The sequence below is a fragment of the Bacillus sp. HY001 genome (assembly GCF_007558965.1).
Taxonomy (GTDB): domain Bacteria; phylum Bacillota; class Bacilli; order Bacillales; family Bacillaceae_G; genus Bacillus_A; species Bacillus_A mobilis.
Genome location: NZ_VLTE01000002.1, coordinates 22,291 through 36,942 on the forward strand (window position 1 = coordinate 22,291; position 14,652 = coordinate 36,942).

17 protein-coding genes are annotated in these 14,652 nt (G+C 37.0%); 9 read left to right on the forward strand and 8 right to left on the reverse strand.

Going from position 1 to position 14,652, the window contains the following annotated elements:
- Nucleotides 1-8: 8 nt before the first annotated feature.
- The 3 genes from FOT98_RS00615 to FOT98_RS00625 all read right to left on the reverse strand — a co-directional run bounded on the left by FOT98_RS00615 (nucleotide 9) and on the right by FOT98_RS00625 (nucleotide 2,614).
- A complete protein-coding gene (locus tag FOT98_RS00615; RefSeq protein ID WP_001260777.1) occupies nucleotides 9-1,025 on the reverse strand; it encodes a FecCD family ABC transporter permease in 1,017 nt (338 codons plus the stop codon).
- A complete protein-coding gene (locus FOT98_RS00620; protein WP_061680058.1) occupies nucleotides 1,022-2,077 on the reverse strand; it encodes a FecCD family ABC transporter permease in 1,056 nt (351 codons plus the stop codon). Before FOT98_RS00620 ends, FOT98_RS00615 begins: the two co-directional genes overlap by 4 nt.
- A gap of 312 nt (nucleotides 2,078-2,389) precedes the next feature.
- Nucleotides 2,390-2,614 (reverse strand): YuzB family protein, encoded by a 225-nt coding sequence (locus FOT98_RS00625; protein ID WP_000526074.1) that lies wholly within the window; start codon nucleotides 2,612-2,614, stop codon nucleotides 2,390-2,392.
- Between the two features lie 439 nt (nucleotides 2,615-3,053).
- Here FOT98_RS00625 and FOT98_RS00630 point away from each other — a divergent pair, with 439 nt between their 5' ends.
- Complete coding sequence (locus tag FOT98_RS00630; protein ID WP_063262365.1) at nucleotides 3,054-3,746, forward strand: RsfA family transcriptional regulator; 693 nt, start codon at nucleotides 3,054-3,056, stop codon at nucleotides 3,744-3,746.
- Between the two features lie 29 nt (nucleotides 3,747-3,775).
- On the opposite strand, the gene FOT98_RS00635 is transcribed toward FOT98_RS00630, so the two are convergent.
- Entirely contained in the window at nucleotides 3,776-4,366 is a 591-nt protein-coding gene (locus tag FOT98_RS00635; protein ID WP_063262366.1) for a lipoprotein BA_5634 family protein, read from the reverse strand.
- Nucleotides 4,367-4,539: 173 nt separating this feature from the next.
- Between FOT98_RS00635 and lipL the strand changes: the two genes are divergently transcribed.
- Complete coding sequence (gene lipL / locus FOT98_RS00640) at nucleotides 4,540-5,385, forward strand: octanoyl-[GcvH]:protein N-octanoyltransferase (protein ID WP_063262367.1); 846 nt, start codon at nucleotides 4,540-4,542, stop codon at nucleotides 5,383-5,385.
- A gap of 48 nt (nucleotides 5,386-5,433) precedes the next feature.
- On the opposite strand, the gene pta is transcribed toward lipL, so the two are convergent.
- On the reverse strand, nucleotides 5,434-6,405 hold the full coding sequence (pta, locus tag FOT98_RS00645; protein ID WP_000067226.1) for a phosphate acetyltransferase: 972 nt from the start codon (nucleotides 6,403-6,405) through the stop codon (nucleotides 5,434-5,436).
- A 280-nt stretch (nucleotides 6,406-6,685) separates the two neighbouring features.
- On the opposite strand from pta, the gene hemQ reads away from it, so the two are divergent.
- The 4 genes from hemQ (at nucleotide 6,686) to gerQ (ending at nucleotide 9,957) form a co-directional block, all read left to right on the forward strand.
- Nucleotides 6,686-7,429, forward strand: coding sequence for a hydrogen peroxide-dependent heme synthase (hemQ, locus tag FOT98_RS00650; protein ID WP_063262368.1), 744 nt, complete (start codon nucleotides 6,686-6,688; stop codon nucleotides 7,427-7,429).
- A gap of 196 nt (nucleotides 7,430-7,625) precedes the next feature.
- Entirely contained in the window at nucleotides 7,626-8,903 is a 1,278-nt protein-coding gene (locus FOT98_RS00655; protein WP_144290921.1) for a serine hydrolase, read from the forward strand.
- A gap of 175 nt (nucleotides 8,904-9,078) precedes the next feature.
- Nucleotides 9,079-9,501: a cell wall hydrolase CwlJ gene (cwlJ, locus tag FOT98_RS00660; RefSeq protein WP_000538161.1), complete on the forward strand. Its 423-nt coding sequence runs from the start codon at nucleotides 9,079-9,081 to the stop codon at nucleotides 9,499-9,501.
- Between the two features lie 27 nt (nucleotides 9,502-9,528).
- Complete coding sequence (gene gerQ / locus FOT98_RS00665) at nucleotides 9,529-9,957, forward strand: spore coat protein GerQ (RefSeq protein WP_000068647.1); 429 nt, start codon at nucleotides 9,529-9,531, stop codon at nucleotides 9,955-9,957.
- A gap of 30 nt (nucleotides 9,958-9,987) precedes the next feature.
- Here gerQ and FOT98_RS00670 read toward each other — a convergent pair whose 3' ends face one another.
- From FOT98_RS00670 to FOT98_RS00680, 3 genes are all read right to left on the reverse strand, one after another.
- Complete coding sequence (locus tag FOT98_RS00670) at nucleotides 9,988-10,356, reverse strand: DUF423 domain-containing protein (protein WP_000688322.1); 369 nt, start codon at nucleotides 10,354-10,356, stop codon at nucleotides 9,988-9,990.
- 65 nt (nucleotides 10,357-10,421) lie between these two features.
- A complete protein-coding gene (locus tag FOT98_RS00675; RefSeq protein WP_001167358.1) occupies nucleotides 10,422-10,709 on the reverse strand; it encodes a YwdI family protein in 288 nt (95 codons plus the stop codon).
- 6 nt (nucleotides 10,710-10,715) lie between these two features.
- The gene (locus tag FOT98_RS00680) at nucleotides 10,716-11,708 is read right to left on the reverse strand and encodes a potassium channel family protein (protein ID WP_063262370.1); all 993 of its coding nucleotides are present in this window, start codon (nucleotides 11,706-11,708) and stop codon (nucleotides 10,716-10,718) included.
- Between the two features lie 95 nt (nucleotides 11,709-11,803).
- Between FOT98_RS00680 and FOT98_RS00685 the strand changes: the two genes are divergently transcribed.
- The 3 genes from FOT98_RS00685 (at nucleotide 11,804) to FOT98_RS00695 (ending at nucleotide 14,648) form a co-directional block, all read left to right on the forward strand.
- Nucleotides 11,804-13,087, forward strand: a complete 1,284-nt coding sequence (locus FOT98_RS00685; RefSeq protein WP_063262371.1) for a purine/pyrimidine permease — start codon at nucleotides 11,804-11,806, stop codon at nucleotides 13,085-13,087.
- A gap of 236 nt (nucleotides 13,088-13,323) precedes the next feature.
- Nucleotides 13,324-14,145, forward strand: coding sequence for a Cof-type HAD-IIB family hydrolase (locus FOT98_RS00690; RefSeq protein ID WP_063262372.1), 822 nt, complete (start codon nucleotides 13,324-13,326; stop codon nucleotides 14,143-14,145).
- A gap of 209 nt (nucleotides 14,146-14,354) precedes the next feature.
- Nucleotides 14,355-14,648 (forward strand): DUF3817 domain-containing protein, encoded by a 294-nt coding sequence (locus FOT98_RS00695; protein WP_061680068.1) that lies wholly within the window; start codon nucleotides 14,355-14,357, stop codon nucleotides 14,646-14,648.
- The last annotated feature ends 4 nt before the right edge of the window (nucleotides 14,649-14,652 follow it).

The following is a 14,652-nucleotide window of genomic DNA, read 5'->3' on the forward strand; positions in this document are numbered from 1 at the left end:
GCCTCCCTTTATTTTGTCCTCATAAGTAAGTATATGAAATACGGTGCACCAATTACAGAAATAACAAGACCGACCGGTATTTCCGAAGTTGTTAACACACTTCTTGAAATTACGTCTGCGAATAAAAGTAAAAACGTCCCTATTAGTGCAGCCGTAGGCAGCATAATTTGATGTTTACCACCAACAAGGCGCCTCGCTAAATGCGGAGCCATTAAACCGATAAAACCAATTCCTCCGGCAACAGCGACAGATGCACCAGCTAAACAAACTGCAATAAATAATAATTTACGTCTTTCTTTTTCTACATTTACACCAAGGCCAACAGCTGTAGAGTCGCCTAGGTTCATTACATTTAATATGTGCGCCTTACTAATAGCAAGTGGCAAGAAAATAACCATCCATGGAAGTACACTTAATACGAACTTCCAATCTGTGCCCCACAAACTTCCTGCTAACCAAATCGTTGCAAAACGAAAATCGTTAGATGTCATCTTCATAGAAAAAATTAAACTAACAGCACCAAACCCAGCTGCAACAGCGATACCGACAAGTATTAATCTCGTTGATGACACGCCGTCTTTCCATGCTAGTAAATAAATGATAACTGCTGCTAATATCGCACCAACTAACGCGAAGAATGGAAGGATAAACACAGATAAAAATGTACCAGTCCCAACTTTCCCGAAGAAAAAGTAGACGAATATAACAACTGTTAATCCCGCTCCAGCGTTAATACCGATAATACCTGGATCAGCAAGTGGATTTCGTGATAACCCTTGCAAAATCGCACCGGACATTGCTAAAGCAGATCCAACTAATATAGCAATAACCATACGTGGCATACGGAATTCAAATAAAATAACAGACTGATCTTCAGCCCCAAGTCCAACCAATGACTTTAATACGTCCATTGGTGGTATTTTAAATGTCCCTGTATTTAAACTTACTAAAAATACAGTAACGATTAATCCTACTAAAATTGTTAAAACCGAAACGTTCTTTTTTGTTAAGACACTTGTCCTCACATTTTCCCTCTCCCTTCGTTACGTGCTAAGTAGAGGAAGAATGGAACCCCAATTAGCGCTGTAATTGCTCCAATTGGTGTTTCAAACGGCGGATTAATAACGCGAGATAACATATCTGCACATTCAATTAACAGTCCGCCTAAGACCGCAGAACATGGAATAACCCATCTATAGTCCGAGCCTACAAGGAAACGAGTCATATGTGGGATTACAAGACCAACAAATCCAACCGATCCTGCCATAGAAACTGCAGAACCTGTTAACACAAGAACAAGTACTGTTCCGATAAATTTAATTAGTGTCGTATTTTGACCAAGTCCAATCGCAATTTCTTCACCGAAGCTTAAAATTGTAATATACCTCGACATTATTATTGCAATAAAGAGACAAACAAGACCAATCGGTACTAACATATTAATACTTTCCCATTTCACTCCAGCAACTCCGCCTGCATTCCACATACTCACCTCTTGGGCAAGGTTGAAATATAACGCAATTCCAGATGAAATGGCCCCTAATAAAGCACTAATTGCCGCTCCCGCTAAAGCTAACTTCACAGGCGTTAATCCACCTGGTGAAGAAGACCCAACACCATATACAATGGCCGCTCCAAACGCCGCTCCAATAAAAGATGCGATAACGAACATTAAATAAGGTGAATTAGGGAAGAATGCATACATAATCGCAATCCCAAATACAGCCCCATCTGTAATCCCCATTAATGATGGAGAAGCAAGTGGATTTCGTGTCATACCTTGCATAATTGCCCCTGATACCGCTAAAAAGGCACCAGCAACTACGCCCCCTATCGCTCTAGGCATGCGAAGTTCTTGAATTACGTTATGGTGCGTAATAGAACCGTCAAACTGAAACACAGCTTGCCATACAGTCTTCAAACTAATATCTGCCGCTCCAAACGAAATAGAAACTGCCATGCTTAAAGCTAACAAAATTGTACCTACTATTAAAATAATAGAAGCAATGAGCGGTCTGCTCTTAATCTCTTTAACATTCACATCTTGCTGTTCTATACTCCTTGCGCTCGCTTCCATCCCTCAACCATCCTAACCAACAACATATATTTATTGAAATGAAATTTATTCTCAAATAGTAATAAAAAAATAAGCGAATCGGCCTTTTCTTGATAATGATTATCAGAATCAGACACCTTCTATTCTACCTATCGCTTCCAAAGACTGTCAACTATTATTTTGAAATACAAATTCATATAGGTCGAGACCTTAATACATAGATAATAACCATCTTTCGTTAACTATTATCCTCACCATTTAAGCTTCCACAGAATAAATCCTTCCTCTTATGGGCATAAAAAAAGAAGAGTAATCTGTTCACTCTTCTTTTTCTTACTTCTTTAATTTTGCTTCAATTTTTACAATTAATTCATCTTCTGTTGGAGCCGCAACTGGACGATTATTTACAAATGCGAATGATTTTTTACGACCAGGCCCACAGTAAGACTGGCATGCAACTTCAATCGTTGCGCATGAATCTACTTTTTTTAACTTCGGAATTAACGTTTTAACGTTCGTTGCCTGACAATCATCGCACACACGAAATTCGTTTCCCATTATATATAACACTTCCTCTATTTTAAACTTTTCACAAGTACATTTAAAAATAAACACTAAATGGTATTTTACCGCTCTTTGAAGCTTGTTGCAAGTTTCCCTATAAAGCTCTTTCTTCATATAATGCTACATATTTATATGTTCTCCTACAGAAGTTTCCGTCATTCTTGGCAAAATTTATCCCGCTTTAACGGGCAGTAAGACCTCCACCTCAAAATGCAGCGAAAGCAAAGAATCTAGGTGGGGGTCGTGCTGCCCATAAAAACCCGATTGGTGAGGGCTGATAATCAGTGGGGGATGAAGAAAACCTCCACTGATTAAAGTTTCACTTTATACCTTTCATCGAAATCTACCATATTTTTAAAAGCTTTGTATAAAAGCTCCTTTTTTTGCCCATTATAAAAATAGGAAGTTCATAAAAAGAAAGGGAGTTGAATCTATGAAAGTAAGACAAGATGCTTGGACAGATGAGGATGATTTATTACTTGCTGAAACTGTACTTCGTCACGTTCGAGAAGGAAGTACTCAATTAAATGCATTTGAAGAAGTAGGAGATCAATTAAATCGTACATCGGCTGCCTGTGGTTTCCGTTGGAATGCTGTTGTTCGCTATAGTTATGAACAAGCTCTTCAACTAGCAAAAAAACATCGTAAAGATAAAATGCGTGCTGCAAGCGGTGAACAAGCGAAAAAACGTTTACTTTATACACCACCAGCTTCAGAGACGATAACTGATTATGAAGAATTCGTACAAGAGGAAGCAATTGTACAATATAAAGAAGCTATTCCATATCAAGAATCTAATGTTCCTGCTGCAAAAGGCTCTATGACAATGCAAGATGTTATTTATTTTTTACAAACAGTCGGATCTTCAAATATAAAAGTGACAGCTCTTGAAAACGAGAATACGAGATTGAAACAAGAAATCAAATCACAAATTCTTCGAAATGAAGAACTAGAAAAGAAACTAGAAAAATTAGAAAAACAATCTCATACTGTACAAGAAGATTACGAAACACTTATGAATATTATGAACCGCGCTCGTAAGTTAGCAGTTATGGATGACGAGGAACGTTCTCAAACATCTTTCCGAATGGATCGAAACGGTAATTTAGAAAAAATTGCAGAATAAAAAGGATGCATTGCATGCATCCTTTTTTGTTATTTCACTTCAACCATATGCACTTCTTCTACGTTAGAACCTCTCTTTATATCTGGGAAGATTTTTTCCTTTGGATTTTCTTTAAAGGCTGCTAATCCAATCGTTTTTACCGGTTCATTTATCTTTGTATATTCAGCATCACTAACAACTGCATACATATCTGTATATTTACGCGCATCACCGATTACTACATTACCTTCATATTTCATTTTCTTTCCATCAATTACTACATCTTTTTGCTCCTCTTTAGCGAATACGATTCCCACTTCATCTGAAACAGATGGCAATGCTTTAATTGGTTCCACATCTTCTTTTACTACCTTTTTCAGCATGTTTTCTTTTACCATTTTTCCAGCTGTTGTTTTATTCATAATTAAAACCTTTTTCTCATTAACCGTACCTAGTTTTGCTTCGAATTTACTTTGGGATTCAATTTTATCTTTATATTGGTCCATTGTTTTTTGAACGCCTGTTTCATCTCCGTACATAACAACGCCCTTTGCTTGTGGCGCAATCATATCCATAATCGAACAGCCACTAAATACGGCAGCTGACATAATCGCTACGAGTCCTAATTTAACTTTTTTCATTTGTATGCCTCCTAAAATCATAATTGCATCTCTTAGTTTAACGACAGTAGCTCGTTTTACCAATTCACTTTCCTTACAACAACATTACAATTTAGTAAGATTCCTCCCTAAAACTATTTTTTATATTTTTGCTATAATAGAGATTGTCATTTTAAAGATAAGGGGTTAGTTATATGAGCAATTCCCGTTCCATTTTATCTCAGCCAGAGTGGCGTATTGTAGATCAGTCTAGTTTGGGACCAACATTCCATGCATTGCAGTCATTCGCAATGGATGACACGTTATGCACAAGTATTGGAAACGGTCAATCAGCTGCAACAATGCGTTCTTGGGTTCATCACAATACAATTGTTCTTGGCATTCAAGATTCACGCCTACCACACTTAGAAGAAGGTATTTCCTTTTTAAAGGAAAACAACTTCAATGTTATCGTTCGTAATTCCGGTGGACTTGCAGTCGTACTGGATGAAGGTGTTTTAAACGTATCGCTTTTATTCCAAGAGACGGAAAAAGGTATCGATATTGATCTTGGGTACGATACAATGTGGCATTTAATTAAAGAAATGTTAAAAGATTACGATGTTACAATCGAGGCAAAAGAGATTGTTGGTTCTTACTGTCCTGGTAGCTACGATTTAAGTATTCGCGATCAAAAATTCGCTGGCATTTCACAGCGCCGTATTCGCGGCGGTGTCGCTGTCCAAATTTATTTATGTGCTACAGGAAGTGGCTCTGAGCGTGCCGCACTCGTTCGTGATTTCTACAACCTAGCCATTCAAGGAGAAGAAACGCGCTTTACGTATCCTGAAATTGTACCAAGCACGATGGCTTCACTTTCAGAATTACTTGGCGAAACCATTACAGTACAAGATTTAATGATGCGCCTTTTAAAAACATTGCAGCAATTCGCTCCAAAGTTAACACCATCTCAATTAACAATAGATGAAATACCTTTATATGAGATGAATTTACAACGTATTATTGATCGTAACAATAAAGCACTTGGCTTAGAAAAATAAAGACCGTCGCTATTATAGCGACGGTCTTTATTTCAATTCATTATAGAATTAAAGTGCTTGAGCTGCTGTAATTAAAGCTAACTTGTACACTTCTTCTTCGTTACATCCACGAGATAGGTCATTTACAGGCATATTTAAACCTTGTAAGATTGGTCCTACTGCTTCGAAGTTACCTAAGCGTTGAGCGATTTTGTAACCGATATTACCAGCTTCTAAGCTTGGGAATACGAATACGTTAGCATCACCTTTAATTGTAGAACCTGGAGCTTTTTTCTCAGCTACAGATGGTACGAATGCAGCATCGAATTGGAATTCTCCATCTAAAGTTAATTCTGGAGCCATTTCTTTTGCAATGCGAGTTGCTTCTACAACTTTTTCTGTTTCTGGTGATTTCGCAGAACCTTTTGTAGAGAAGCTTAACATAGCAACGCGTGGATCAATACCGAATAGTTCAGCAGTTTTCGCACTCTCGATACCAATTTCAGCTAAATCTTGGCTGTTTGGTGCAATGTTAATTGCGCAATCAGCGAATACATATTTCTCTTCTTCACGTACCATGATGAATACGCCAGAAGTTTTTGTAACGCCTGGTTTTGTTTTGATGATTTGAAGTGCTGGACGAACTGTATCAGCTGTAGAGTGAGCCGCACCACTTACTAAACCGTGTGCTTTGCCCATGTATACAAGCATTGTACCGAAGTAGTTTTCGTCTTTAAGGATTTTGCGAGCGTCTTCTTCAGTTGCTTTACCTTTACGGCGTTCAACGAAAGATGCTACCATTGCATCCATTTCTTCGTATGTAGCTGGGTCGTAAATATCAACGCCTGCTAATGTTAAATTCATGCTAGCAGCTTTTGCGCTAATTTCTTCTTTATTACCAACTAAGATTGGTTGTACTAACTCTTCTTTTGCTAAACGCTCTGCAGCGCCTAAAATTCTTTCATCAGTTCCTTCAGGAAGTACGATAGAAATGCCTTTTCCTTGAACTTTTTCTTTTACTGTTGTAAATAAGTTGCTCACGAATAAACCCTCCTACTTATGTTAAAAAAACTCTATCTTTAAGAATACTGCTTTTCCTCTCTATTTTAAACTTATAGCTCCCAAAAAATAGATAAAATAAAAATGATTATATTTTCATAAAATTCAGCCTAGGAATAACGCCCCTTTAAGCCTTGTCCCCTCCTATTTTCAAATAAACTTAAATGTGACAATTTTATGCGCCAAAGCTTTATATAGATGATTTTAAAACTATATATGCTATAGTTAACGTGTAAAACTATCATTAACTGAGGTGAATAGAATGAGTGAAGCAACAACAACGTTAGATGGCTGGTATTGTTTACATGATTTACGTTCTATTGATTGGGCTGCATGGAAAACATTATCTAGCGACGAACGCGGACAAGCTGTGTCTGAATTTTTAAATGTCGTTGAAAAATGGAACGAAGTATCTACTGCGAAAAAAGGTAGTCATGCAATGTATACAGTTGTTGGCCAAAAAGCTGATATTATGCTTATGATTTTACGCCCAACAATGGAAGAGTTAAATGAAATTGAGACAGAATTGAATAAAACAACATTAGCTGAATATATGGTTCCTGCATACTCTTACGTATCTGTTGTTGAACTAAGCAACTACCTTCCAGCTGATGAAGATCCATATCAAAACCCACAAATCTTAGCTCGCTTATATCCAGAACTACCAAAAGCAAATCACATTTGCTTCTATCCAATGGACAAGCGTCGCCAAGGTGAGGATAACTGGTACATGCTTCCGATGGAAGAACGTAAAAAAATGATGTACAGTCATAGTAAAATTGGTCGCCAGTACGCAGGTAAAGTACGCCAAGTTATTTCAGGATCTGTTGGATTCGACGATTTTGAGTGGGGCGTAACATTATTCGCTGACGATGTTCTTCAATTTAAAAAACTTATATATGAAATGCGCTTCGATGAAGTAAGTGCTCGTTATGGTGAATTCGGAACATTTTTCGTTGGAAACATTTTACCAGACGCAAAGGTAGAGAAATTTTTACACATATAAATCGTGAAAAAGGAACGAAATTCGTTCCTTTTTTTATTACCTTCTATATTTCTCTTCAAAAAACTGCTTTTCTCCGCAAATTTGAACAAAAATCGACAAATTCCTTTCAAATCCCTTACAAAATTGTAACCTTTCTATATCCAAATTTATGCTAAAATGGTACGAGCTACATGCTAATAACGATGCGAAGGTGATAATCTATATGAAGAAAATCTTGTCTATTTTACTAGTGTTTTTATTGTCAATTTCTTCCTTAGGAGTAACAACATCCCATGCGGAAGAAAAAATACACATTGAGGCCGCTGCTGCACTTCTATTTGATGCAGATACAGGAAAAATACTGCATGAACAAAATCCAGATGAATTGCTAGCTATCGCTAGTATGTCAAAACTAATTGTTGTTTATGCTGTATTAGAAGCAATTAAAGAAGGAAAAATCACTTGGGATACAAAGGTAAACATTTCTGATTACGCTTATGAAGTTTCACGTAATAATGAATTCTCTAACGTTCCGTTTGAAAAGGGACGTCAGTATACTGTAAGAGAATTATATCATTCAATCGTTATCTTCTCTGCAAACGGATCTAGTATTGCCTTAGCAGAACTTCTTGCAGGAAGTGAGAAAAACTTCTTAAATCTTGCAAATGAACATGCAAAAAAACTAGGGTTAAAGAAATATAAATTTGTTAACGCTACGGGGTTAAACAACGCTGACTTAAAGGGAAAACATCCTGAAGGAACAGATCCAAATGGAGAAAATTCCATGTCAGCTCGCGATATGGGTATGCTTTCAAAAGCAATGATTACAAAGTATCCAGAAATGCTAGAGGATACAAAACAAAGATTTAGAAACTTTCCAGATAATCATCCGAAACCAATTCGTATGGAAAACTGGAACTGGATGTTACCAGGTGCTGCTTTCTCTTATGAAGGAACAGATGGTTTAAAAACTGGTAGTTCTGATACTGCTGGATACGGATTCACTATTACAGCAAAACGTGGCGACCTACGCCTTATTTCAGTAATTATTAAAACAAAATCAATGGACGAACGTTTCACTGAATCTCGTGCATTAATTGAATATGGATTTAATAACTTTGAAAAACAAAAATTAAAAGTTGATAAGCACAATACAATCTCTGTAGTAAAAGGTAAAGAAGATCAAGTAACTGTTGCACCTGAAAAAGAAATAACAGTCATTACGAAAAAGGGTGACAAATCACCTTACAAAATTTCTACTGAAGCGGATAAATCACTCGCTGAAGATGGACATTTAGTCGCTCCTGTTAAGAAGGATGCAAAGGTAGGTTCCATCGTTCTAGAACCGACTGATAAATACGGATTTTTAGATGGAAATAAAAATATGAAAGTTACTGCAAAAACGACAGAAGAAGTTGAAAAGGCAAATTGGTTCGTATTAACAATGCGCTCTATTGGAGATTTCTTCTCAAACTTATGGTCTAAAGTATTTTAATGATGAAAAGCTAGCTCACGCTAGCTTTTTTTATTTTCCTCTCCCCATGTAAAACTTCGTTTGGTTGTCATATCTGAGTCCTTTTTCTCATACGTATGAACTAGTAATTGTTACACACTCCATCTAGAGATAAACCTCTTTCCACAAGGTATTCCAAAAAGAGAGGTGACACATAATGGGCGTTATTGCTTATAACGAAGAAGATGTAAAGTTGTTAGCTAGACTGATGCGTGCTGAAGCTGAAGGAGAAGGTCAACAGGGGATGTTGATGGTCGGAAATGTTGGGGTAAATCGTGTCCGCGGAAATTGTTTAGACTTTAAAAAAATACGTAATTTACGTCAAATGGTTTATCAAAATCCTGGTGGTTTTGAGGCAACACAAAAAGGGTATTTTTATCAACGTGCAAGGGAACAAGATATCGCTTTAGCAAGGCGAACGATTCAAGGACAACGTTTTTGGCCTGCCAATTTTGCTTTATGGTTTTTTAGACCTGAAGGCCCTTGTCCATCAACTTGGTATAATCAACAAAACTCTGGTCGCTTCAAAAAGCACTGCTTCTTCCAGCCATCTGGCGAAGATTGTCCTAGCGTATATTAAGGATTGATAATGAGGAGGGATTTTTGAATGGCACAGCAACAAAACCCGTATTACGGAACAGGTTTCTATCAACCATCTGGAACTTATGTACAACCGCAGCAAATGACTCCACAACAACAGCAACAACAGCAAGCAATGCAACAACAAGCGGCGCAAGCTCAATATGCTGTTTCTCAAGGCATGTTACCATTAGAACAATCCTATATTGAAAATATCCTTCGTTTAAACAAGGGTAAGCAAGCTACGGTTGTAATGACTTATGAACGTGGTAGCTCACTCGGTACCCAATCGTATACAGGTATTATCGAAGCAGCTGGTCGTGATCATATTGTAATTAGTGAGCCACAATCAGGGAAACGTTTTTTACTATTAATGATTTACTTAGATTATGTGGAATTCCCAGAAGAAATTACGTATTTACCTAGTCAACAAGCAACTTATGCTCCAAGACCATAAAAAAAGCTGGCATATGCCAGCTTTTGTTTTTTATAACCCTTTTACAACTGCAGTCCCGACTAAGATCCATGCTACGATAAAAGCTACACCACCAAGAGGTGTAATTGGGCCAAAGAACTTAATACCTGTCGTACTTAATGCATACAAACTGCCTGAAAACATAATAATCCCAGCTACCATAAGCCAGCCAGCAGTAGTTAAAAGTGATGATTGAATTTTATCCATTAATAAAGCAACTACGAATAGTCCACCTGCATGAAACATTTGATATGTAACACCTGTTTTCCAAACTTCTAACATTTTTGCAGAAACTTTATTTTCTAAACCATGTGCTCCAAAAGCCCCTAAAGCAACAGATAGCCCTGCTGCAATACAACCTAGTAAAAAGAAAATTTTCATCTTAATTCCCCTTTTTTTACCTTTATCATAAGCAATTTTTTCATATAAGCCAAACGATTTATCTTCTAGAAATCAAATAAAGAATTACCGTTTGCACCTTCTTCTTTTATATAAACAGGCTCTCCAGAAACCGGCATAACTGGTTGAACTGTCGTCATAGGCTGAGATCCAATTACTTGCGATGGAATCTCAGGTTCTCTATACATAGAAGGCTCAGCTTGTTCATCTAATAATAAATCACATAACGCTCGCACAACTAATAAATGCGCTTTTGATTGTTGTCCTTCACTGCTTTTTGCCTTTGCAATTTCATTCGCCATTTTATTTAAAATCTTATCGCTCGATATTTGCATTCCTTGTCACCTCATACTTTGTAGTTCTTTCTCAAATTGTCCCAGCTTCTCTACTGAACCAAACACTATTATCATATCATGTTCTTGTAGTTTTTCCTGCCCAGTCGGATTATGTATAACATTCCCATTTCTCAAAATCGCTAAAATTGTTACATCAAATTGATTTCTCACATCGCTCTCTAGTAACGATTTACTAGCTAAAATAGAGCCCTCGCCAACTGCAATTTCTTCAATTACAAATGACTGCTCCACGCCATACAGTACTGTATCAATATAATGAACTGTTAGTGGATTCGCAATACCTTTTGCAATATGAATTCCTGCCATGCTAGATGGATTAATCACCTTATTTGCCCCAGCCCGCTTCAATTTGTCTTCAGTTTCTGGTTTTTCTGCTCTTGCCACAATTTTAATTGCATCGTTTAATCCTCTTGCCGTTAATGTAATAAATACATTTTCAGCATCATTTGCTACGATGGCAACTAAACCAGCTGCCTTCGAAATTCCAGCATGATGTAACACTTCGTCTTCCGTTGCATCTCCGTGTACATACAAAAGTTTTTCCTTCTCTAATATGCTTTCATCTTTATCCACAACGACAAATGGAATTTTCTTTTCTTGCAATTCATGTACAACTTGAAGCCCTACTCTACCACAACCACATACAATAATATGATTTTGTAACTGTGCTATTTGCTTATCCATCTTCTTCCTCCGCACTGCATGAAATAAATTCCCTTCAATAATCATAGCTGCCACTACACCAATCGCATACGTAACAATGCCGACTCCAACCGGTATGATAAGAAGCGCAAAAACTTTTCCTGCCTGTGTTACAGGAACAGCATCTCCATATCCAACAGTTAATACAGTAATCATCGTCATCCAAAATGCTTGAAACAAACTAATCTCTTCGATCGCCATAAATCCTAACGTTCCTAGAATTACAACGAAGGTCATACATATAACGGCTATCCATAATTGCTTACGTGCATTCATATCGTGTTTCAACTCTTTTCTCTATCTACAATCTTTGCCAGTGCAAATGAAATACATATATACTAGATACGGAATCTATGAAAGAGGTTGATATAATGAAAACATTTCTTTCCGCCTTACAATGGGCGCTATTTATTTTAGCTGGGAGCCTTATTGTACCAATTAGCGTCGCAACTAATTATGGTCTCGATGGCGCTGAAGCTATTGCATTCGTACAAAGAACATTATTTGTTCTTGGCTTTGCTGGCCTACTGCAAGCTATATTTGGGCATAAACTTCCTATTCAAGAAGGTCCAGCAGGCCTTTGGTGGGGGATTTTCTCCCTTTATGCAAGTTTAGGTGTCGTATTATTTGGATCCAGCAATGAAACGCTGAAAGTCCTTCAGTATGCCTTCCTATTAAGTGGAATCATTTGTATTATTCTTAGCGTTTTTGGACTCATCGATAAACTAGTTCGCTATTTTACACCGACAGTCATTGGAACATATTTATTTCTTCTTGTCGCGCAACTTAGCGGTTCCTTCCTAAAAGGAATGTTCGGCCTTGACGGACAACATACAGAAGTACAAGCTAACGTATTTATTCTTTCACTCATTGTTATTTTACTATCCTTTTTCATCATGAAGCTACCTATTATTGGACAATATTCCGTTCTTTTCAGTATCGTCTGCGGCTGGATATTATTCGCATGCTTCGGATTATCTAATCCAGTAACGCCTGTGACCGATATAATCCGTTTTCCGTCTCTGTTTGTTTTCGGAATGCCTCGTATTGAATGGAACATGGCAATTACGGTAGTTTTCGTTACACTATTACTTCTAACAAATATGTTGGCAAGTATTCGCGTTGTCCAAAAGATTGTCTCTAAGTATGAAAAAAATGCAGCACCAGATCGCTTCAAACAAGCCGGCATTATAACAGGAATCAATCAATTGCTAGGGGGTCTTTTTTCAGCTATTGGACCTGTCGCCATTTCTGGATCAGCAGGCTTTATCGCAACGACTAATATTTATAAGCGACTCCCATTTATGTTAGGATCAAGCTTTATTATTCTCGTTAGTATATTCCCGAAGATTACTTCATTCTTTGCGGCAATCCCTGTCGCAGTCGGATATGCTGCCATTTATCCTGTATTTGCAAGCATGATTGGTCTTGCCTTTCGCGAATACGAAACAGTACAAGATAAAGAACGATTGTTTAAAGTAGCAGGTCTTTCAATCTTTACAGGAGTCGGGGTTATGTTTGTTCCAGCAGGGGCATTTTCTACGCTCCCACCATTTTTAGCATCGTTTTTAAGTAACGGTCTCGTTCTTGGATCTGTAATGGCAATTTTACTTGAAATACTATTTTCTCGTTCAACAGAAAAACAACCATCGTAAATTGGAAAACTTCCATTATTGCACTCTATCTTTAGAGTTGTTACGATAATGATAAAGTGAAAGCTAATCAGGCGTTAGCGATATAAATTATCATGGGCAACATGCTCATGGTAATTTATACTAACAATGTAGAACCTTTCCTAACTTCATATGAAGAAGTTCGATGTCTTACTATATATTCCCCAATATCTTCATAAAACTTTATTTCTATTTCAACAAAGAGAGGAATTTTCAATATGACTTATAAAATGATTGTTTTAGATTTAGATGATACTTTATTACGTGACGACCATACTATTTCACCTCGTACGAAAGAGGCTCTAATGACTGCACAAGAGCAAGGTGTAAAGGTTGTACTTGCTTCTGGACGTCCAACCTTCGCAATGCGTGCAATTGCAAAGGAATTACATTTAGAAGAGTACGGTAGCTTCATTCTTTCCTTTAATGGCGCAAAAATTATTAACTGTAAAACAGATGAAGAGTTATTCAGTAGTACGTTATCCCCTGAAATCGTTCACAGTCTATATGATATTAGTAAAGAAGAAAATGTATGGATTCACACATACATTGGCGACGATATTATCACTGAAAAAAACAACTCTTATACAGAAATTGAAGGTCAAATTACGGGTATGCCAATCGTAGAAGTAAATAACCTGAAAGAATCTGTACAACAACCAGTTGTAAAAGTATTGATGGTAGAAAATCCAGAGCATTTACAAACGGTAGAAGCAAAACTACAAAAACAGCTAGAAGGCCAATTAAGCGTGATGCGTTCGAAACCATTCTTCTTAGAATTTACTGAAGCCGGTGTTACAAAAGGAACGAGCTTAAACAAACTGATCCAAAAACTTGGCATTAAGCGTGAAGAAGTTATCGCAATGGGTGATAGCTATAACGACCAAGCTATGATTGAATTTGCTGGTCTTGGTGTTGCAATGGGCAATGCACCAGATGATATTAAAGAAATTGCAAACTACGTAACAGATACAAATATGAACGATGGCGTTGCAAAAGTAGTTGAGAAATTTGTACTAAAAACCGAGGTACTTGTTTAATATTTTCATTCACAAAACCTATTTGAAGTCAAATACTTCAAATAGGTTTTTATTTAAATTACCACGCTTTTGTGACTATATTTTGAACTTTGCACTATTCTCGTAGTGTAAACTTTCTTTTTGTATATAATGAAACAAAATAGACTATTTTATTTTGAAAAAGAATACAAATTTACTATATACAAGCATACGTTAAAGGAGGCTATTTCATGTTATCTACACCGATCGGACGATTAAGAGCAATCGGCTTAATTGAGGGGATTTCTTTCCTATTACTATTATTTGTAGCAATGCCATTAAAATATTTCGCAGGATTTGCAACAGCCGTTAAAATTACAGGTATGGCTCATGGTGTTTTATTTATTCTATTCATCTTTGCGGTAATTCAAGTAACAATCGTACACCGCAAATCAATTGCATGGGCACTTGGGGCATTTGTTTCATCAATTATTCCATTTGGCACGTTTGTACTAGATGCAAAATTAAAGAACGAACAACAATAACAAA

Excerpts from the sequence above, each read along its gene's own strand:
- FOT98_RS00695 (WP_061680068.1), top strand. The coding sequence starts at position 14,355 with ATGTTATCTACACCGATCGGACGATTAAGAGCAATCGGCTTAATTGAG.
- FOT98_RS00620 (WP_061680058.1), bottom strand. The coding sequence starts at position 2,077 with ATGGAAGCGAGCGCAAGGAGTATAGAACAGCAAGATGTGAATGTTAAA.
- FOT98_RS00635 (WP_063262366.1), bottom strand. The coding sequence starts at position 4,366 with ATGAAAAAAGTTAAATTAGGACTCGTAGCGATTATGTCAGCTGCCGTA.
- FOT98_RS00630 (WP_063262365.1), top strand. The coding sequence starts at position 3,054 with ATGAAAGTAAGACAAGATGCTTGGACAGATGAGGATGATTTATTACTT.
- gerQ (WP_000068647.1), top strand. The coding sequence starts at position 9,529 with ATGGCACAGCAACAAAACCCGTATTACGGAACAGGTTTCTATCAACCA.
- FOT98_RS00690 (WP_063262372.1), top strand. The coding sequence starts at position 13,324 with ATGACTTATAAAATGATTGTTTTAGATTTAGATGATACTTTATTACGT.
- FOT98_RS00625 (WP_000526074.1), bottom strand. The coding sequence starts at position 2,614 with ATGGGAAACGAATTTCGTGTGTGCGATGATTGTCAGGCAACGAACGTT.
- FOT98_RS00680 (WP_063262370.1), bottom strand. The coding sequence starts at position 11,708 with ATGAATGCACGTAAGCAATTATGGATAGCCGTTATATGTATGACCTTC.
- hemQ (WP_063262368.1), top strand. The coding sequence starts at position 6,686 with ATGAGTGAAGCAACAACAACGTTAGATGGCTGGTATTGTTTACATGAT.
- cwlJ (WP_000538161.1), top strand. The coding sequence starts at position 9,079 with ATGGGCGTTATTGCTTATAACGAAGAAGATGTAAAGTTGTTAGCTAGA.
- FOT98_RS00670 (WP_000688322.1), bottom strand. The coding sequence starts at position 10,356 with ATGAAAATTTTCTTTTTACTAGGTTGTATTGCAGCAGGGCTATCTGTT.
- FOT98_RS00675 (WP_001167358.1), bottom strand. The coding sequence starts at position 10,709 with ATGCAAATATCGAGCGATAAGATTTTAAATAAAATGGCGAATGAAATT.
- lipL (WP_063262367.1), top strand. The coding sequence starts at position 4,540 with ATGAGCAATTCCCGTTCCATTTTATCTCAGCCAGAGTGGCGTATTGTA.
- FOT98_RS00685 (WP_063262371.1), top strand. The coding sequence starts at position 11,804 with ATGAAAACATTTCTTTCCGCCTTACAATGGGCGCTATTTATTTTAGCT.